Here is a 17076-nt window from a genome sequence, read left to right on the forward strand (position 1 = left end):
GTTTCCGGCGTGGTCCACATCTTTGCGCCGTTTGGTCGTGATGCGCAGAGCATCGCCACCGTGCTCAACGCCTCCGGCCTGAGGACCACGATCCAGGACAGCCTGTCGCGGTTGGCCGATGCGCTCGATGATGACGTGGGCGCGGTGGTGATGACCGAGGAGGCGGTCGCCAAGGGCGCAGGTGCATTGCTGGAGCCACTGGCCCGGCAGCCGTCCTGGTCGGACATACCGTTCATCCTGCTGCGGTCGCCCCGCTCGAAAAAGCGGCCGCTGGCCGACCCCGACCTGCAGTTGTCGATCAACATCATCGAGCTGGACCGGCCGCTGGGCAGCAGCTCGCTGCTCAGCTCCGTGCGCAGTGCGCTGCGTGCGCGCGACAAACAGTTCCTGGTCCGTGATCAAATGCGGGCGCTGGCCGATGGCCGTGCCGCACTGGAGCGCAGCGAAGCAGAACTGCGCCTGGTGGCCGATGCGATGCCGGTGCTGATCGCCTTCATCGACCGTGACCTGTGTTACCGCTTCGCGAACAAAGCGTATGAGGCCTGGTTCGAGCGTCCGGTATCGGCCGTGATCGGCAAACGCGTGCCGGAGGTCGTCGGGCAGGAGGTCTGGCGCACCCGCCGCCCGTTGATCGAACGTGCGCTGGCGGGCGAGCACATCGTGTTCGAGGCCAACTGGCCGTTCAGTGACGGCCGCCGGCGCGACAGCGAGATCCGTTATTCGCCGCGCTGGGATGCAGACGGCGCGCCGGATGGGTTCCACGTCTTCGTCACCGATATCACGGCCTCCAAGCTGGCCCTGGAAACGAGTCAGCAACATGCCTCGGACCTGGAGGCGATGGTGGCCGAGCGCACGGCGGAGCTGGAGCGGCAGATGGCCGCGCGTGAGGCCAGCGAAGCGGCCCTGCGCCAGTCGCAGAAGATGGATGCCATCGGGCAATTGACCGGCGGCATCGCGCACGACTTCAACAACATGCTGACCGGCATCCTCTCCTCGCTGGACATCATGCGCATGCGCCTGGACATGGGGCGCATGGAAGGGATGGAGCGCTTCCTGGATGCGGCCACCGCCTCCAGCCAGCGCGCGGCGGCCTTGACCCAGCGTCTGCTGGCGTTTTCGCGACGCCAGTCGCTGGATTCGAAGACGGTGGAACTCAACGCGCTGGTTGGATCGGTCCAGCACCTGCTGCGCAGCACGCTGGGCGAGAAGATCCGCATCCAGATGGCGACCAGTGACGCGCCGCTGCGCGCCAACCTGGACAGCAACCAGTTCGAAAGCGCGCTGCTGAATCTGGCGATCAATGCACGTGACGCGATGCCTGAAGGGGGTGAGCTGATCCTGCGGACCTCGCACGTTTTCGCCGCCGAGGGCGAAGTGCCGACCATTCCGGCAGGCGAGTACGCCGTGGTATCGGTCTCCGATTCCGGTACCGGCATGCCACCGGAGGTGGTCGAGCGGATCTTCGAGCCGTTCTTCACCACCAAGCCGATCGGCAAGGGCACGGGCTTGGGTATGTCGATGATCTACGGCTTCATGCAGCAGTCCGGCGGCCACATCACGGTCGATTCCACGCCAGGGCAGGGCACCACGGTCGCGTTGTTCATGCCGGTGGTGAACGACGCCGCCGAGGACGACGGTGCACCGAGCGCACAGCCAGTGTCGCTCGGCGCCGGGCAATCGATCCTGGTGGTGGAGGACGACGAGCAGGTGCGCATGCTGGTCACCGTGGTGCTGGAAGACCTCGGGTATACCGCTGAAGTCGTGGGTGATGCCGATGGCGCCATTCCGATCCTCGGCTCATCCAAGAAGATCGACCTGCTGATCACCGACGTCGGACTGCCCGGCCTCAACGGACGCCAACTGGCCGAAATCGCGAGGCAATCGCGGCCCTCGTTGCCGGTGCTGTTCATGACCGGCTACGCAGAGAAAGCACAGGAGCGCTCGGCATTCCTCGATAACGGCATGGCGATGATCGCCAAGCCATTCCTGCTCGATGCGTTCAGTGAAGCGGTACGAAGCTCGATGGCGGGACATCGGTAATCCAGCGGCGCCAGGCGGGTGCCCTGACCGGCGACCGCGTGCAGGACGGGAGGCGTTCGTTTCAGGTATGTTCTGAATGCTTCAGGCAACGGCTTTATTTAGATACCTGAAAGTGCCAGCATAGTGCTTTGAAATCGTCGGAGTTTACCCATGCCCCTTTGCGCGATCGCGTATGTCAGCGACGTTGCAGGCCCGCTGTCTGCGGAGCATCTCGATGCACTTGTCGAGGATGCCATCCGCTTCAACAGCCTGGCCGGGGTCACCGGTGTGCTTCTCTGCGATGGCAATCGTTTCCTGCAGTACTTCGAAGGCCCGGATGACGGGGTGTCGGCAGTACACGAGCGCGTACTGCAGGCCCGCAGCCATCGGAACATCCGCAAACTCGGTCACGCCCGCGTGCCTGCGCGCTACTTTCCTTACTGGAGCATGCGCTGGCTGGGCGTGGAGCCGACCTTGGTCGAGACTTTGTCTGCCGGGGAGTGGGAGGCGTTTGCCGATCGCGCCGCGGGCGGACCGCCGGCAGACAGTGCCATGGAGCGTCTGATGCAGTTCGTCGCGCCGCACCTGCCCGAGCGCGCGGGTATGCAGGAGAGCCGCTCGGCGGCTGAGTGAGATTGCCCGCCCCTGTGCAGCTTCCCGGGGAGTGGCGGCCAAGCGCGGATTATCGGGAGCGCCGCCCTGACATATTGCTGTCAGTATCCGGCCTGCATGATGCAGGCACGGGTTCGGACGTTGTATGAACGGTTCATCGGGGGCGTGGCTTTTATCCTTCGGGTAATTGACTTAATGCGATGACCGTGCAAATTTTAGGTGAACCCGAAGTGAATCCGCCCCCTGAGGGGGTTTTGTCGTCCCTGAAGCAAGCAAGTCCCACGGAGGTCGTATGGAATACGGCGAACATGACTTGGCTGACGGAGTGCGAACCGAGCTGGAAGCCAGCTACGTGAAACATGGCTGCGGCCCGGAATTCTGGTCCACCTACCAGCGCGTGCTCGAGCGCCTGGTCCCACCCGCGCAGGGCACCGCGCGAACCCGTGTCACCAATGAGCTGGCGTTGATCATTGAGCAGTTGGGGATCGTGCGGCGCGCCCAGTTGGTGCCGCCGCGCAGCGTACGCCCACGCGCGCGCTGAAACCGGGTCGGGGGACCGGGGAAACGATACGGGGACAACCGCCAACGCGGCGCCACTACAGGTGATGAAGACCGATGGCCAGCAGCGCCAACAGCGTGCCGGCCGCGGCGAGCGTGCGCGGGCGGACCCAGCGTGACGGGCGGTGCTGCACGGCCGATGGACGCGCATAACGAAGCAATCCCGGTGGGAACTGCCAGGCACGCATGCGCGCATCGCAGGCATCCTGGCAGTCGCCACAACTGATGCAATCAGCGTTCGGCCCGGCGCGTACGTCCAGCGCCATCGGGCAGACGCTGACGCAGTCCCCACAGTCCAGACAATCGCCGAGTCGATCGGCGCTGAAGTGCGGCATCGGGCCGGCGATATCCTCGTGCGCGGCGCGGAACGCATAGTCGCTGGCGCTGGTGGGATCAAGCAGTCCGCGGCCCCGCGCCTGGACACCGCCCAGCCCTGCCACGCGCGGGCCGCGCGGTTCGCCGCGGCGTGCGTGGTACTGCATGCGCGGCGTGTCGTTGTCGCAGAACATGCCGTGGATGCGCGCATACGGACACAGCTCGCGGCAGACGTGTTCGCGCAGGAAGCCGGCATTGCCCCAGGTGGCTGCGGCATAGAAGACGATCCAGAACGTTTCCCAGCCACTCCAGACCGGTGGCCACGGCGTACCGACCAGGCCGTGGATCGGGCTGAAAAAGCCCACGAAGGTGATGCCCGTCCACGCGGCTACCAACAGCCATAGCAGATGCTTGACCGCACGCGCTGCGCCTGTGGCCGGCAGCCAGCGCGCGGTGCCTTGATCCATCCACCGGAACAACCGGCTCCACACGGTCTGCGGACAGCCGTAGCCGCACCACACCCGGCCGGCCAGGTTGGTGAGCAGTACCAGTGCGGTGGCCAGCACGGCGGCCAGGCCCAGCAGGATGCCGACGTCGTGCGGCCAGAGGGTCCAGCCGAACAGATCGAAGCGGCGCGCGGTGAGGTCGAACAACAGCGCCTGGCGACCCTCCCAGCGCAGCCACGGCAGGAGATAGAAGCCGGCCAGCAGCATCGCCGGGAGCAGTGGCCGCCAGCGCAGCGGCGCGCGCCGGCCCGGGGCGGGCGGCGGGGGCGAGGGCGAGGGATCAACCAGATGCAGGGTGAGGCGGTCTGTCATGGTCACCCCAGTGGCAGGTCGTCATCGTCGCTGGGCATCGGCCGCAGCAGGTACCAGGTGATCGCGCTGGCGGCGGCGGTGACCGCCCAGAACATGAAGAACCCCAGCGTGTAGCCCAACTCGCGGCTGATCTCGTGTTGCGGGAAACTGATGTCGCGCAGGCGCAGCGGGTCGACAAAGGCGAAGAACACCACGCTGGCCAGGCCAGCCGCGACGAAGCTGGGCCACAGGATGGCGCCCCATTGCTGGATCAGCCGTCGGCGGCTGCCGTCGGGCGGGTCGTGCAGGTCGTTCATTGCGGCCACGGTCAGGAGGAGGGGGCAGGGCACGGCTATACTTCGCGCCGACCGGGGGCCGGGATCGCGAGTGCGCGCTTCCTGTCGAGCTCCCAGACTAGAAGGCTTCGCCGCCGGCTTCATTGATCCTGATCAAGGCAGCGGCAGGCCCTGCCGCCGATGCTGGGCGTTGCTGCCCGAGGGTGTTCATGTCCGATCCCACCGACAACGCGCTGCCCAATCCCGCGCTGGACCTGTGCAGCGAAGAGGAGGTCACCGGCCTGGTGCATGACTTCTACGCGCGCGTGCGCGAGGAGCCGCGCCTGGGCCCGGTGTTCACGGCGCGGATCCACGACTGGGATGCGCATCTGGCGCAGCTGGTCGATTTCTGGTCGGCGATGCTGCGCGGCACGCGGCGCTTCAAAGGGGCGCCGATGCCCAAGCACATGGCCATGGATGAGCTGGATCGCGATCTGTTCGACCGCTGGCTGGCCCTGTTCCGGCAGACCACCGCCGAATGTGGCAATCCACCGATGCAGCGGCTGGCCGATGATGTCGCCGAGCGGATCGCCGATACCTTCTGGCGTCGCTTCCAGATGCTGCGCTGGCCGAGCCTGCCGATGGCGGGTCGCCCGGGCGTGAATTGATCTGACGCAATGCGTGCGCACCCGTGCATGCGCAAGCTGGCGGCATGGATACCTTCTCGCCTGCCGCCGCCGGGCTCGCCTGGCACTTCGATCCCGAGCTGCTGCGTCGCCACGACCGGCCGGGCCCGCGCTACACCTCCTATCCCACCGCCCCGCATTTCCATGACGGCTACGGTGAGCTGGCCCTGCGCGAGGCCATCGTGAACAGCAACCGCCGGGGCCGCGCGCTGTCGCTGTACGTGCATGTGCCGTACTGCAGCAGCCCGTGCTTCTACTGCGGCTGCAACCGGGTCATCACCCGCGATCACAGCAAAGGCGTCAGCTACGTGGCCCGCGTGCTGAGCGAGGCGGACCTGATGGCACCGCAGTTCGATCCGGCGCGCGAAGTGATCCAGCTGCACCTCGGCGGTGGCACGCCCAACTTCCTGGCGCCGGCACAGATGCGCGAGTTGATCGATGGGCTGCGCCAGCGGTTCAACTTCAGCACGGCGGCCGCGCGCGACTTCTCCATCGAGCTCGACCCGCGCTTTGTCACACGCGCCGATATCGCGGTGCTCGCCGAGCTGGGCTTCAACCGCGCCAGCCTCGGCGTGCAGGATTTCGATCCGGACGTGCAGAAGGCCATCAACCGCGAGCAGGGCGTGGAGGACACGCTAGATATCCTTCGTGCCTGCCGCGAGCATGGGTTGCGCTCGGTCAATGTGGATCTGATCTACGGCCTGCCGAAGCAGACACTCGCCGGTTTCGCGCAGACGCTGGAAACCGTGCTGCGCGAGCGACCGGATCGCCTGGCGGTGTATGGGTACGCGCACCTGCCGCACCTGTTCCGTGCGCAGCGCCAGATCGCCGATGCGGATCTGCCCAGCCCCGAGCAGAAGCTGGCCTTGCTGGGCCTGGCGGTGCAGCGCCTCTCGGAGGCGGGCTATCAGTACATCGGCATGGATCATTTCGCGTTGCCGGAGGAAGACCTGTCGCGGGCACAACGGGCGGGGCAACTGCACCGCAACTTCATGGGCTATACCACGCACGCCGATACCGATCTGGTGGGCCTGGGGGCCAGCGCGATCAGCCACATCGGCGAGACCTACAGCCAGAACCCGCGTGAACTGCCAGCCTGGGAAGCGGCGGTCGATGCAGGGCGGTTGCCGGTCTGGCGCGGCCTGACCCTGGACCAGGACGATGTGCTGCGCGCGGAAGTGATCGGCCAGTTGATGTGCCAGGGAGAAGTGGACGGGGCTGCCGTGGCGGCACGGCACGGCGTGGACTTCGAGACGTATTTCGCCGAGGGATTGCGCGCGCTGGCGGCACTGCAGGCGGACGGCCTGGCCGATTACGCGCAGGGCGTGGTGCGCGCGAGCGAGCGCGGGCGCCCACTGCTGCGGCTGCTGGCGATGTGTTTCGACCGCTATCTGATGCAGCCAGACCAGCCCGTGCGGTATTCCCGCGCGATCTGAGCGGGCCCGCAGCGGCGCGTGCATTCCAAAACCGGGCGCGATCAGGCACCCTATGCGCGCCGTTGCCCGGGTGGCGAAACTGGTAGACGCATCGGACTTAAAATCCGCCGGGGGCAACCCCATGCCGGTTCGATTCCGGCCCCGGGCACCAACGGTCAGTTTCACGTGTTGCCCGCGCAACGCAAACTTTACGCAGCCGGCCGCGTGCCGCCGTACGCTGCGCAGCAACTCACCTCGGACACGCCACATGGCAATCGCAGTACGTGCAGGGAAAGCACTGGTGTGGGGCGTTGCGCTGCTGTTGGGCGGCGTGGCCCATGCGCAGGCCCAGACGCAGGTGCCGGCGCAGGTGCCGGCGCAGCCCGCAGGCGAGGTGATCGATCTCGCCCCGGTGGTGGTCTCGGGTGAGCAGCCCGGGCCAGGCATGTGGCAGGTCCGCAACGGCCAGGGCCACACACTGTGGATTCTCGGGACGGTTTCGCCGCTGCCGGCCAAGCTGGAGTGGCGCGCCGACGAGGTGCAGGCGGTGATCGCCAGTGCGCAGGAAGTGCTCGGCTCGCCGGGCTGGGCATTGGATGCCGACGTGGGCTTCTTCCGCGGCCTGACCTTGCTGCCCTCGGCGATGAAGGCTGCCCGTGATCCCGACGGACGCACCTTGCGCGAGGTGTTGCCGCCCGATCTCTACGCGCGCTGGGAAGTGCTCAAACAGCGGCACATCGGCCGCGACAAAGGCATCGAGAAAGACCGGCCGCTGGTGGCTGCGACGCAGTTGTATGCTGCCGCACTGAAGGATGTCGGCCTCGGCCGTTCCTCACCGGTGTCCAGGATCGTGCAGAAGGCCAGCAAGGCGCACGGTCTCACGCCGGTCTCGACCCAAGTCGCGATCAAGATCGCCGACCCGCGGCAGGCGTTGAAGGAAGTGCGCGGCACTGCCTTGCAGGATGTCGAGTGCTTCCGCCGCACCCTGGATGTGGTCGAAAACGGCTTGCCGCTGCTGGCCGAGCGCGCCAATGCCTGGTCGGTCGGTGATATCGAGGCGCTGGAGCGGCTGGCGGTGAAAGGGCAGTACCTGGCCTGCGTGGATGCCGTGGCCAACAGCGATTTTGGGCAGCGGCGTGGCTTGACCGATGTCGATGCGCAGGCGCACCGCAAATGGATGACCATGGCCGGCGAGGCGTTGGCGCGCAATGCGGTCACCTTCGCGACTGTCCCGGTCACCTCGCTGCTGACGCCCGGAGGCTACGCCGATCAGCTGCGTGCCCGGGGCTATGAGGTCCAAGCGCCGGAATGAGGTGTGAGTCGCCGGCGCTTCGTAACGCGACAGCGCGCACATTCGATGTCTACCCAGTGCGAAAACTTCATGGCATAGTCAGCTTCAGTTCATTCCGGAAATCCTTCATGCCGCTGCATGCGGTCGCTTATATCAGCGACGCTATCGATGGAATCGAAACGTCTGATATCGATCAGATCCTGCGAGCAGCGATGGGGTTCAACAAAGTGGCAGGCGTGACCGGCGTGCTGATGTTCGACGGCCGGTGTTTCCTGCAGTACTTCGAAGGCCCGGAGGACGGTGTCGATTCGGTGTTCCAGCGCGTGTTCAACGCGCGCATCCATACGAATCTGCGCGAACTCGCGCGCGGATCAGTGGAGACCCGCCATTTCCCCCAATGGACGATGGCGTCGGCAGCGCTCGAACCGGATGCGCTTGCGCGTATCGTCGAGGCGCCCTGGCAGGGGTTCCAACAGCGGTGTTCCGAGCAAGGCGACATGCCCGCCGGGTTTGGTCGTCTGCTGGAGGCATGGACAGGTGTTTCCGGCGAGTTGGAACCGGCGGCAGTGACATTGGGTTCGTAACGCAAAACAACGCTGGCCGTAACACAATGATCACGGTTGCACGCCTATCCTCTTTCTACCAGCTGTGACCAGTCTTGCGGGGTTTACCCTTGGAGGCTGTCTGAAAGGGTAGTAACCGCAGCTGGACCATTATTCCTTTGGCCGTCGTCCGTACTCTCCGCGGGCGGCGGCTTTGTTCTTTGTGGGGCAGGGTCGGGCGCGTTAGTCTTGCACCACCTGTCTCCCGGCTCCGTATCGCATGACGTATTCCCTGATGATGCCCCGCCTGATGGCTGGCCCGGTTCCGCGGTGCGGAGCCGCTCGATGACGCACGCCATTTCCGCCGCGGTGTCCGCGCGCATCGGGGTCATCGGCCTCGGCTACGTTGGGCTGCCGTTGACGGTGACCTTCGGCCGGCAGCAGGCCACGGTGGGCTACGACATCGATAGCGCGCGGGTGGCCGAACTGCAGCGTGGCGTGGATCACACCCTGGAGCTGGAAGCCGACGAGCTCGCTGCCGCGGTGCATGCCCGCTACACCGCCGATCCTTCGCAGCTGGCCGGGTGCAATGTCTACATCGTGACCGTGCCCACCCCGATCGATGCGCACGAGCAGCCCGATCTGGGGCCGCTGCGCAGTGCCAGCACCCTGATCGCCGGTCTGCTCACGCCGGGCGACATCGTGATCTACGAATCCACCGTCTACCCGGGCACGACAGAAGAAGTCTGCGTGCCGCTGCTGGAGGCGGGATCCGGGCTGCGCTTCAACGTCGATTTCTATTGCGGCTACAGCCCGGAACGGATCAATCCGGGCGACCACGAACGACGGTTGCCGGACATCCGCAAGATCACCTCCGGCTCGACGCCGGAAGTCGCCGCCGTGGTCGATGCCTTGTACAAGGGCATCATCACGGCCGGCACCTGGCCGGCGCCCTCGATCCGCGTGGCCGAAGCGGCCAAGGTGATCGAGAACATCCAGCGCGACGTCAACATCGCGCTGGTCAACGAGCTGGCGTTGATCTTCGATCGGCTCGGCATCGATACCCAGGACGTGCTGGATGCGGCCGGCAGCAAGTGGAACTTTCTCCCGTTCCGCCCCGGCCTGGTCGGCGGCCACTGCATCGGCGTGGACCCGTACTACCTGCTGCACAAGTCCGAGAGCATGGGGTATCACCCGGACCTGATCCACACCGCGCGCCAGGTCAACAACCGGGTCGGCGAGCATGTCGCACAACGCGTGCTGGCACTGCTGGCATCGCGCAGCATCGATGTCGCGCAGGCACGCGTGCTGGTGCTGGGGGTGACCTTCAAGGAGAACTGCCCGGACCTGCGCAACAGCCGCGCGTTGGAACTGGCGCAGCGCCTGCAGGCCTGTGGCGCCCGGGTGGACGTGCAGGACCCGTGGGTCGGGCCGGCCGCACTGGCCGATGCGGGCGTGCGCTGGGTCGACGCCCCGGATGCGGCCGGCTATGACGCCGTCGTGCTGGCGGTGGCGCATGATCGTTTCCGTGCCTTCGACGCCGCGCAGGTGCGCGCGCTGCTCACGCCGGGCGGTGTGGTGTACGACGTCAAATCCGTGTGGCCCCGGGAAGTGGTGGACGACCGCCTGTAGACTCGGGGGCAGCTATTGATTGAGGAAAGCCATGCATCGCTATCTCGCGTATCTGCTCGCCATCCTGTTGTTCCCGGTCTGCGTGTGGTTGGCCACGATCTGGCCCGCCTGGTACTGGGGCGTCGGCGTGACGGCGTTGCTGGTGCTGCTGGGCACCTGGGATCTGCTGCAGAAGCGCAGCACGCTGCGGCGCAACTATCCGGTGATGGCGCACTTCCGCTACGGGCTGGAATCGATCGGGCCGGAGATCCGCCAGTACTTCGTGCAGAGCGATCTGGAGGATGTGCCGTTCTCGCGCCAGCAGCGCGCGCTGATCTACCAGCGCTCCAAGAATGAAATGGACGTGGTGCCGTTCGGCACGCTGCGCAGCACCTATGCGGTGGACTACGAGTGGATCAACCATTCGCTGGCGCCGACCGAGATCGGCCACCACGATTTCCGCATCCAGATCGGCCCGAACTGCGCCAAGCCGTATTCGGCCAGTGTGTTCAACATCTCCGCGATGAGCTTCGGCTCGTTGTCGGCGAACGCGATCCGCGCCCTCAACGAAGGCGCGCGCCGTGGCAGCTTCTATCACGACACCGGCGAAGGCTCGATTTCGCCGTATCACCGCGAAATGGGCGGCGACCTGGTCTGGGAAATCGGCTCGGGTTACTTCGGGTGCCGTGACGATGCCGGTGGTTTCAGCGAAGAGAAGTTCGTCGCCAACGCCACCCATGATCAGGTCAAGATGATCGAGATCAAGCTCTCGCAGGGCGCCAAGCCCGGCCATGGCGGCGTGCTGCCGGCGGCGAAAGTGAGCGAAGAGATTTCGATCACCCGTGGCGTGCCGATGGGCGTGGATTGCGTATCGCCGTCCAAGCACAGCGCGTTCAATACGCCGGTGGAACTGCTGCAGTTCGTTGCGCGGCTGCGGGAGTTGTCCGGCGGCAAGCCGGTCGGGTTCAAGCTGGCCATCGGTCACCCCTGGGAGTGGTTCGGTATCGCCAAGGCGATGCAGGAAACCGGGCTGCTGCCGGATTTCATCGTGGTCGATGGCGCCGAGGGCGGTACCGGTGCGGCGCCGGCCGAGTTCATCGATCACGTGGGGGTGCCGATGCACGAAGCGCTGTTGCTGGTGCACAACACGCTGGTCGGGCTGGACCTGCGCGATCGCATCCGTGTGGGTGCGGCGGGCAAGGTCACCAGTGCCTTCGAGATCGCACGCACCATCGCGTTGGGCGCGGACTGGTGCAATGCCGGGCGTGGCTTCATGTTCGCGCTGGGCTGCATCCAGTCGCTGAGCTGCCACAGCGATAAATGCCCGACCGGCATCGCCACTCAGAACCCGCATCGCTGGCGTCACCTGGACGCGGCCGACAAGGCCACGCGCGTGCATAACTACCATGAGAACACCTTGCGCGCGCTGCGCGACCTGCTGTGCGCGGCCGGCTTGAACGATCCTTCCGAGCTGGGCCCGGAGCACATCCTGCGCCGCGTCTCGCCGGTGGAAATCCGCTCACTGGCCTCGCTGTACCGCTATCTGGCCCCGGGCGAGCTGCTGCGCAAAGTGCCCGACCATGCGGTCTTCCACGATTACTGGGCCGATGCGCGCAGCGATTCGTTCCAGCCGCCGGCGCGCATCCAGGCGCTGCGGACGAGCAAATCGCGATGACCGATGCGCGCGACGTGCGTTTGCGCGTTGGCCGTGCCGAGGAGGCGGACAGACTGTGGCTGCTGCGCACGCGCTGCGTACGTGAACTGTGCAGCGCGGCCTATCCGCCGGAGGTGATCGGGCCGTGGTCGGCCTCACCGCCGCCGGAACACTACCGCGCGCTGCTCGCCGCCGGCGGCGGCGTGATTGCCGAAGATGCCGATGGCGCGCTGTTGGGCTACGGCGTAATCGATCTGGCTGGCAACGAGATCGATGCATTGTTCGTCGATCCCGACTGCGGCGGCCGTGGCATTGGCCTGACCTTGATGCAGGCCATGCAGGCGCTTTCGGATCCGGCGCGGCCGTTGGTGCTCTCGGCCTCGCTCAATGCGGTCCCGTTCTATCGTCGCTGTGGTTTTGAAGCGCTGCGCGAGGAGGACTACCCGCACCCCAGCGGCGTGTCGCTCGCCTCGGTGCGGATGCAGCGCGGGCGCTGATGCCGGCCAGCGGCCGGCACTACCGATTGCATGTCCTGACAGGCGGTCCGGCACGCCACGGTGCGCACTACCTCGGTAGTGCCGGCCGCTGGCCGGCACCTCTCGATTCACGCCTGCGCCAACCACGCCACCACGCCACGCCCGGCGCGCAGCCCGCTGGCATAGCAGGCGGTCAGCAGATAGCCGCCGGTCGGCGCTTCCCAGTCCAGCATCTCGCCGGCACAGAAGGTGCCCGGGCGCCCGCGCAGCATCAGCTGCGTATCCAGCGCTTCCAGGCGCACGCCGCCGGCGGTGCTGATCACTTCATCGATCGGGCGCGGGTGCTGCAGGGCCAGCGGCAGGCGCTTGAGCGCATGCGCGATCTGGTCCAGCGGCAATTGCCCGGCCTCGCGACCCAGTACCTCGAACAGCAGCGCGGATTTGACCCCGCCCAGGCCCAGCTGGCGGCGCAGGACCTCGCCGAAACTTCGGCCCTGGCGTGGCTTGCCCAGTTTCTCCGCTACCTGCGCTTCGGTCTGGCCCGGCAGCAGGTCCAGCTGCAGGGTCACCTGGCCGTCGCGGGCCAGGCCGTCGCGCAGATCGGCCGACAGCGCGTAGATCAGGCTGCCTTCGATGCCGGTCGCGGTGATCACGCATTCGCCCTGCAGCGAGCGCGCTTCACCCTGCAGGTCGGTCCAGTGCGCCACCACCGGCTTGAGCGGGGCACCCGCCTGGCGCTCGCTGAAGTAGGGCGTCCAGCCGATGTCGAAGCCACAGTTGGCCGGCTTCAGCGGGGCGATGTCGATGCCGCTGGCGGTCATCGGCGCCACCCACGCACCATCCGAGCCGAGCTCCGGCCAACTGCCACCGCCGAGCGCGAACACCACCGCATCGGCCGTGATCGTGGTCGTGCCCTCGGGGGTCTCAAAGCGCAGTGCGCCCGCGTCATCCCAGCCAGTCCAGCGGTGCTGCACGTGGAAGCGCACCCCCTGTTCCTTCAGCCGGCGCACCCAGCCGCGCAACAGCGGGGCGGCCTTGCGGTCGACCGGGAACACACGTCCCGAACTACCCACATAGGTGTCCACGCCGAACGCCAGCGCCCAGGCACGCAGCGCCTCGCCATCGAAATCGGCCAACCAGCCGCCCACTGCCTCCGCGCGCTCGCGGTAGCGCGAGACGAACACCTCACGCGCATCGGAGTGGGTCAGGTTTAGGCCGCCTTTGCCGGCGATCAGGAACTTGCGCCCGGGCGATCCCTTGGCTTCGTACAGATCGACCGTGTGGCCGGCAGCGCGCACGGTTTCCGCCGCCATCAGGCCGGCGGGGCCGCCGCCGATGATCGCGACCCGGCGTGGGGTGTTCACGGCAATGCTCATGCAGGCAGGATCAACGCGGCTTGACGTCGAGCAGTTCAACATCGAACACCAGCGAGGCGTTCGGCGCGATCGGGCCGGCACCCCGTGCGCCGTAGCCATACTCGGCCGGAATCATCAGGGTGCGCTTGCCGCCGACCTTCATGCCGGCAAAGCCCTCGTCCCAACCCTTGATGACCTGGCCCTGGCCGAGGTTGAAGGTGAAGGGCTCGCCGCGGTCGACCGAGCTGTCGAACTTGTCGCCATGCTTGTCGGCGGTGCGCTCGTCGTAGATCCACCCGGTGTAATGCACGGTGACCTTGCTGCCGGGCGTAGCCTCGGCGCCGGTGCCCGGCTGGGTATCGATCTTCTCGAACTGCGCGATGCTGCCACCGGGCGGCGGGCCGGGCGGGGTGCAGGCAGCCAGCAGCGACAACATCAGGGGGGCGAGCAGGTAACGCGGCAGACGGCGCATGGGCGGGCTCCGGATCCAAAAAACGGGGACGCAAGGGTAGCGCATCGCCGGGCGCTATCATGGGCGCATGTCGAAACTGCTGCTCAACCTGCGCAATGTCGCGGACGATGAAATCCAGGATGTCACCGCCCTGCTGGACAAGGCGGGCATCGCCCACTACCGCACCGAGCCCAGCCCCTGGGGAATCTCCTTTGGCGGGATCTGGGTCCGCGATGACGCCGATCACCCCCGGGCCAAGGCGCTGATGGCCGAGTACCAGCAGGCACGCGGCGAGCGCGTCCGCGGTGAGCGTGAGGCCGCGCTGCGCGAAGGCACGGCCGAAACCTTCGGCAGCCTGATCCGGCGGCGCCCGGTGTTCGTGGTGGCGGTGCTGCTCGGCATGGCCGTCGCGACCGCGCTGGTGCTGCTGCCGTTCGTGCTGCTGCGCGGCTGATTCCCGGGCGGGTCAGGCGTAGCGCCTGCCCAGCAGCTAAAATGGCGGGATGATCGCCAATACCGCCGCCTACCACTTCACCCCCGTCGCCGACCCGGACGCGCTGTGCGCGACCCTGCTGGAACGGGCGAGCGCCGCGCAGCTGCGCGGCACGATCCTGGTGGCGGGCGAGGGCATCAACCTGTTCCTGGCCGGCGCCGAGCCGCAGATCGACGGCTTCTACGCCGCCCTGCGCGCCGATGCGCGGTTTGCCGGGCTGCGCGTGAAGACCAGCTACAGCCAGATGCAGCCGTTCGCCCGGCTCAAGGCCAAGGTCAAGCCGGAGATCATCAGTTTCCGCATCGACGACGGCCAGCCGCTGGCCTACCCGCGCGCGCCCTCGATCGATCCGGCCACGGTGCAGCGCTGGCTGCGCCAGGGGCACGACGACGCCGGCAAGCCGGTGGTGATGCTGGACACCCGCAATACCCAGGAAATCGAGTACGGCACCTTTCAGCACGCACTGGTGCTGCCGATCACCAAGTTCACCGATCTGCCCGAGGCCCTGGCCCCGCACCGCGAAGCGCTCAAGGACAGCACCGTGGTCAGCTTCTGCACCGGCGGCATCCGCTGCGAGAAGGCAGCGCTGTGGATGCGCAACGATGGCATGGACAACGTCCTGCAGCTGGACGGCGGCATCCTGGGCTATTTCGAGGCCGTAGGCGGTGAGGGGTATGACGGCCGCTGCTTCGTCTTCGACGAGCGCGTGGCGCTGGATGCGGCCCTGCAGCCGCTGGTCGACCAGGACGCCGGCGCCGCCTGAGCCGTCTTCACGGCGTTGATTGTCCTGAATCGTCGCGAGACGGAAATCAGCGTCTTGCCACCTGCGCCTTGTGGGCGGTGGCAAACCGGCCGGACAGCCCCATCTCAGTGGGATATCTCCTGGTTGGAACGAGCATTCATGATGCAGCTGTCGATTCTTGATCTGGCGCCGGTCTGCGAAGGCAGCGACACCACGCAGGCCTTCGCCAACATGCTGGACCTGGCCCAGCACGCCGAAGGTTGGGGCTTCCACCGCTATTGGCTGGCCGAGCACCACAACATGCCCGGCATCGCCAGCGCCGCCACCGCGGTGCTGATCGGTCATGTGGCTGGGGGCACCAAGCGCATCCGCGTCGGTGCCGGCGGCATCATGCTGCCCAATCACTCGCCGCTGCAGGTGGCCGAGCAGTTCGGCACGCTGGCCTCGCTGTACCCGGACCGCATCGACCTCGGCCTGGGCCGCGCGCCCGGCACCGACCAGCCGACCGCCCGCGCACTGCGCCGTTACTTCGACAGCGCCGACCAGTTCCCGCAGGACGTGCGTGAGCTGCTGCATTACTTCGAGCCGGCCCAGAAGGGCCAGGCCGTGCGCGCCGTGCCCGGTGCGGGCATCCCGGTGCCGGTGTGGCTGCTGGGCTCCAGTCTGTTCAGTGCGCGGCTGTCGGCGGCGATGGGCCTGCCGTTCGCGTTCGCCTCGCACTTCGCGCCGGACGCGATGGATGAAGCGCTGGCGGTCTACCGCCGCGAATTCCGTGCCTCGCAGTATCTGCAGGCGCCATACGCGGTGCTGGGCTTGAACGTGGTCGCCAGCGATTCCGAAGCCGAGGCCAAGCGCTTGTTCACCACCCAGCAGCAGAGCTTCGTCAATCTTCGCCGTGGCCTGCCCGGCCTGATCCCGCCGCCGATCGACGACATCGAAGCGTTCTGGCAGCCGCACGAAAAAGCCGGGGTGCAGAGCGCGTTGGCCTGTGCGGTGGTCGGTGACGTGCAGCAGGTGCAGGAAGGCCTCGCCGCGTTCGTCGCGCGACACAAGCCGGATGAAGTGCTGGTCACCGCCAATATCTACGACCACGCCGCGCGCAAGCGTTCCTTCGGGCTGGCGATGCAGGCATGGCGCGCACTGCAGATCTGAGGCCGGCGCGGCGTGCGAAGAAGGCGTGACCGCGCGGTTCACGTCGTCGTAGCTGCCGATCGGCTGTGATGGTGGCTCCCCTTACAGGAGCCACCCCATGGCCGAGCACGATCGTCAGCAACACATCAAACAACTGGCCGAGCTGATCCGCGGTGTGGACATCGCGATGTTCACCACGGTCGGTGCGGACGGACGCTTGTTCAGTCGTCCGCTGGGCACGCAGGAAGTCGAATTCGATGGCGACCTGTGGTTCGCCACCGGGGCCGACAGCCCGAAGATCGCGGAAATCACCGCCAACCCGCGCGTCAACGTGGCCTACGCGTCGCCGTCGGGAAATACCTATGTCTCGGTCTCGGGTACCGCGCGGGTGGTCAATGACCGCGCCAAGATCGACGAACTCTGGTCGCCGGCAATGAAGATCTTCTTCCCCGGCGGCAAGGATGACCCGAACCTGCGCCTGATCCATGTCAGCGCCGAATCGGCCGAGTACTGGGATGGCCCGGGCGGCCTGCTGGGCAAGGCGCTGTATTTCGTGCTGTCGGCGGTGACCGATGATCCGGGCGCGATGTCCGACACCGGCACGGTGGATCTCAAGCCCGGCGCGTAACCGGGTTCACAGGGCCGGCCTTGCG

The 17076-nt window shown here is 66.8% G+C and carries 18 protein-coding genes and 1 tRNA gene; 15 read left to right on the plus strand and 4 right to left on the minus strand.

Annotated features, from left to right (window positions below):
* The first annotated feature begins 9 nt into the window (after positions 1 to 9).
* The 3 genes from AC06E9_RS11905 to AC06E9_RS11915 all read left to right on the plus strand — a co-directional run bounded on the left by AC06E9_RS11905 (position 10) and on the right by AC06E9_RS11915 (position 3172).
* Positions 10 to 2040, plus strand: a complete 2031-nt coding sequence (locus AC06E9_RS11905; protein WP_478056124.1) for a hybrid sensor histidine kinase/response regulator — start codon at positions 10 to 12, stop codon at positions 2038 to 2040.
* A gap of 150 nt (positions 2041 to 2190) precedes the next feature.
* Entirely contained in the window at positions 2191 to 2652 is a 462-nt protein-coding gene (locus AC06E9_RS11910; protein WP_282261190.1) for a BLUF domain-containing protein, read from the plus strand.
* Between the two features lie 271 nt (positions 2653 to 2923).
* Entirely contained in the window at positions 2924 to 3172 is a 249-nt protein-coding gene (locus AC06E9_RS11915) for a hypothetical protein (RefSeq protein ID WP_088433206.1), read from the plus strand.
* A 55-nt stretch (positions 3173 to 3227) separates the two neighbouring features.
* On the opposite strand, the gene AC06E9_RS11920 is transcribed toward AC06E9_RS11915, so the two are convergent.
* Together AC06E9_RS11920 and AC06E9_RS11925 are read right to left on the minus strand one after the other, a co-directional pair.
* Entirely contained in the window at positions 3228 to 4217 is a 990-nt protein-coding gene (locus tag AC06E9_RS11920; RefSeq protein ID WP_478049909.1) for a 4Fe-4S dicluster domain-containing protein, read from the minus strand.
* 107 nt (positions 4218 to 4324) lie between these two features.
* Positions 4325 to 4618, minus strand: a complete 294-nt coding sequence (locus tag AC06E9_RS11925) for a hypothetical protein (protein ID WP_121041710.1) — start codon at positions 4616 to 4618, stop codon at positions 4325 to 4327.
* Positions 4619 to 4806: 188 nt separating this feature from the next.
* Here AC06E9_RS11925 and AC06E9_RS11930 point away from each other — a divergent pair, with 188 nt between their 5' ends.
* From AC06E9_RS11930 to AC06E9_RS11965, 8 genes are all read left to right on the plus strand, one after another.
* Complete coding sequence (locus AC06E9_RS11930) at positions 4807 to 5244, plus strand: group III truncated hemoglobin (RefSeq protein WP_121041712.1); 438 nt, start codon at positions 4807 to 4809, stop codon at positions 5242 to 5244.
* Between the two features lie 44 nt (positions 5245 to 5288).
* Entirely contained in the window at positions 5289 to 6698 is a 1410-nt protein-coding gene (gene hemN, locus AC06E9_RS11935) for an oxygen-independent coproporphyrinogen III oxidase (protein ID WP_478056125.1), read from the plus strand.
* 64 nt (positions 6699 to 6762) lie between these two features.
* Positions 6763 to 6849 (plus strand) — tRNA-Leu (locus AC06E9_RS11940).
* A gap of 96 nt (positions 6850 to 6945) precedes the next feature.
* Positions 6946 to 7989: a TraB/GumN family protein gene (locus AC06E9_RS11945; RefSeq protein WP_478056126.1), complete on the plus strand. Its 1044-nt coding sequence runs from the start codon at positions 6946 to 6948 to the stop codon at positions 7987 to 7989.
* A gap of 107 nt (positions 7990 to 8096) precedes the next feature.
* Positions 8097 to 8552, plus strand: coding sequence for a BLUF domain-containing protein (locus AC06E9_RS11950; RefSeq protein ID WP_478056127.1), 456 nt, complete (start codon positions 8097 to 8099; stop codon positions 8550 to 8552).
* Between the two features lie 303 nt (positions 8553 to 8855).
* Positions 8856 to 10142: a nucleotide sugar dehydrogenase gene (locus AC06E9_RS11955; protein WP_478056128.1), complete on the plus strand. Its 1287-nt coding sequence runs from the start codon at positions 8856 to 8858 to the stop codon at positions 10140 to 10142.
* Positions 10143 to 10173: 31 nt separating this feature from the next.
* Positions 10174 to 11796, plus strand: a complete 1623-nt coding sequence (locus tag AC06E9_RS11960) for an FMN-binding glutamate synthase family protein (protein ID WP_121041723.1) — start codon at positions 10174 to 10176, stop codon at positions 11794 to 11796.
* 14 nt (positions 11797 to 11810) lie between these two features.
* The gene (locus AC06E9_RS11965; protein WP_478056198.1) at positions 11811 to 12272 is read left to right on the plus strand and encodes a GNAT family N-acetyltransferase; all 462 of its coding nucleotides are present in this window, start codon (positions 11811 to 11813) and stop codon (positions 12270 to 12272) included.
* A 107-nt stretch (positions 12273 to 12379) separates the two neighbouring features.
* Here AC06E9_RS11965 and AC06E9_RS11970 read toward each other — a convergent pair whose 3' ends face one another.
* Both AC06E9_RS11970 and AC06E9_RS11975 read right to left on the minus strand, forming a co-directional pair.
* A complete protein-coding gene (locus AC06E9_RS11970; RefSeq protein ID WP_478056129.1) occupies positions 12380 to 13627 on the minus strand; it encodes a TIGR03862 family flavoprotein in 1248 nt (415 codons plus the stop codon).
* A gap of 10 nt (positions 13628 to 13637) precedes the next feature.
* Entirely contained in the window at positions 13638 to 14078 is a 441-nt protein-coding gene (locus tag AC06E9_RS11975) for an FKBP-type peptidyl-prolyl cis-trans isomerase (RefSeq protein ID WP_152151496.1), read from the minus strand.
* A 67-nt stretch (positions 14079 to 14145) separates the two neighbouring features.
* On the opposite strand from AC06E9_RS11975, the gene AC06E9_RS11980 reads away from it, so the two are divergent.
* From AC06E9_RS11980 to AC06E9_RS11995, 4 genes are all read left to right on the plus strand, one after another.
* Positions 14146 to 14511 carry a DUF6164 family protein gene (locus AC06E9_RS11980; protein WP_121041731.1) on the plus strand — a complete coding sequence of 122 codons (366 nt, stop codon included), beginning with the start codon at positions 14146 to 14148 and terminating at the stop codon, positions 14509 to 14511.
* Positions 14512 to 14560: 49 nt separating this feature from the next.
* Complete coding sequence (locus AC06E9_RS11985; protein WP_282260775.1) at positions 14561 to 15313, plus strand: sulfurtransferase; 753 nt, start codon at positions 14561 to 14563, stop codon at positions 15311 to 15313.
* A 138-nt stretch (positions 15314 to 15451) separates the two neighbouring features.
* On the plus strand, positions 15452 to 16444 hold the full coding sequence (locus AC06E9_RS11990; protein ID WP_121041735.1) for an LLM class flavin-dependent oxidoreductase: 993 nt from the start codon (positions 15452 to 15454) through the stop codon (positions 16442 to 16444).
* Between the two features lie 97 nt (positions 16445 to 16541).
* Positions 16542 to 17051 (plus strand): pyridoxamine 5'-phosphate oxidase family protein, encoded by a 510-nt coding sequence (locus AC06E9_RS11995; RefSeq protein WP_121041737.1) that lies wholly within the window; start codon positions 16542 to 16544, stop codon positions 17049 to 17051.
* Positions 17052 to 17076: the final 25 nt, after the last annotated feature.

The sequence above is a fragment of the Stenotrophomonas sp. Steno-Z10-BAI genome, from assembly GCF_056393115.1.

What these genes read in the sequence shown, in the direction of transcription:
- AC06E9_RS11910 (WP_282261190.1), top strand. Translation starts at nt 2,191, where the DNA reads ATGCCCCTTTGCGCGATCGCGTATGTCAGCGACGTTGCAGGCCCGCTG.
- AC06E9_RS11915 (WP_088433206.1), top strand. Translation starts at nt 2,924, where the DNA reads ATGGAATACGGCGAACATGACTTGGCTGACGGAGTGCGAACCGAGCTG.
- AC06E9_RS11920 (WP_478049909.1), bottom strand. Translation starts at nt 4,217, where the DNA reads ATGCTGCTGGCCGGCTTCTATCTCCTGCCGTGGCTGCGCTGGGAGGGT.
- AC06E9_RS11925 (WP_121041710.1), bottom strand. Translation starts at nt 4,618, where the DNA reads ATGAACGACCTGCACGACCCGCCCGACGGCAGCCGCCGACGGCTGATC.
- AC06E9_RS11930 (WP_121041712.1), top strand. Translation starts at nt 4,807, where the DNA reads ATGTCCGATCCCACCGACAACGCGCTGCCCAATCCCGCGCTGGACCTG.
- hemN (WP_478056125.1), top strand. Translation starts at nt 5,289, where the DNA reads ATGGATACCTTCTCGCCTGCCGCCGCCGGGCTCGCCTGGCACTTCGAT.
- AC06E9_RS11945 (WP_478056126.1), top strand. Translation starts at nt 6,946, where the DNA reads ATGGCAATCGCAGTACGTGCAGGGAAAGCACTGGTGTGGGGCGTTGCG.
- AC06E9_RS11950 (WP_478056127.1), top strand. Translation starts at nt 8,097, where the DNA reads ATGCCGCTGCATGCGGTCGCTTATATCAGCGACGCTATCGATGGAATC.
- AC06E9_RS11955 (WP_478056128.1), top strand. Translation starts at nt 8,856, where the DNA reads ATGACGCACGCCATTTCCGCCGCGGTGTCCGCGCGCATCGGGGTCATC.
- AC06E9_RS11960 (WP_121041723.1), top strand. Translation starts at nt 10,174, where the DNA reads ATGCATCGCTATCTCGCGTATCTGCTCGCCATCCTGTTGTTCCCGGTC.
- AC06E9_RS11970 (WP_478056129.1), bottom strand. Translation starts at nt 13,627, where the DNA reads ATGAGCATTGCCGTGAACACCCCACGCCGGGTCGCGATCATCGGCGGC.
- AC06E9_RS11975 (WP_152151496.1), bottom strand. Translation starts at nt 14,078, where the DNA reads ATGCGCCGTCTGCCGCGTTACCTGCTCGCCCCCCTGATGTTGTCGCTG.
- AC06E9_RS11980 (WP_121041731.1), top strand. Translation starts at nt 14,146, where the DNA reads ATGTCGAAACTGCTGCTCAACCTGCGCAATGTCGCGGACGATGAAATC.
- AC06E9_RS11985 (WP_282260775.1), top strand. Translation starts at nt 14,561, where the DNA reads ATGATCGCCAATACCGCCGCCTACCACTTCACCCCCGTCGCCGACCCG.
- AC06E9_RS11990 (WP_121041735.1), top strand. Translation starts at nt 15,452, where the DNA reads ATGATGCAGCTGTCGATTCTTGATCTGGCGCCGGTCTGCGAAGGCAGC.
- AC06E9_RS11995 (WP_121041737.1), top strand. Translation starts at nt 16,542, where the DNA reads ATGGCCGAGCACGATCGTCAGCAACACATCAAACAACTGGCCGAGCTG.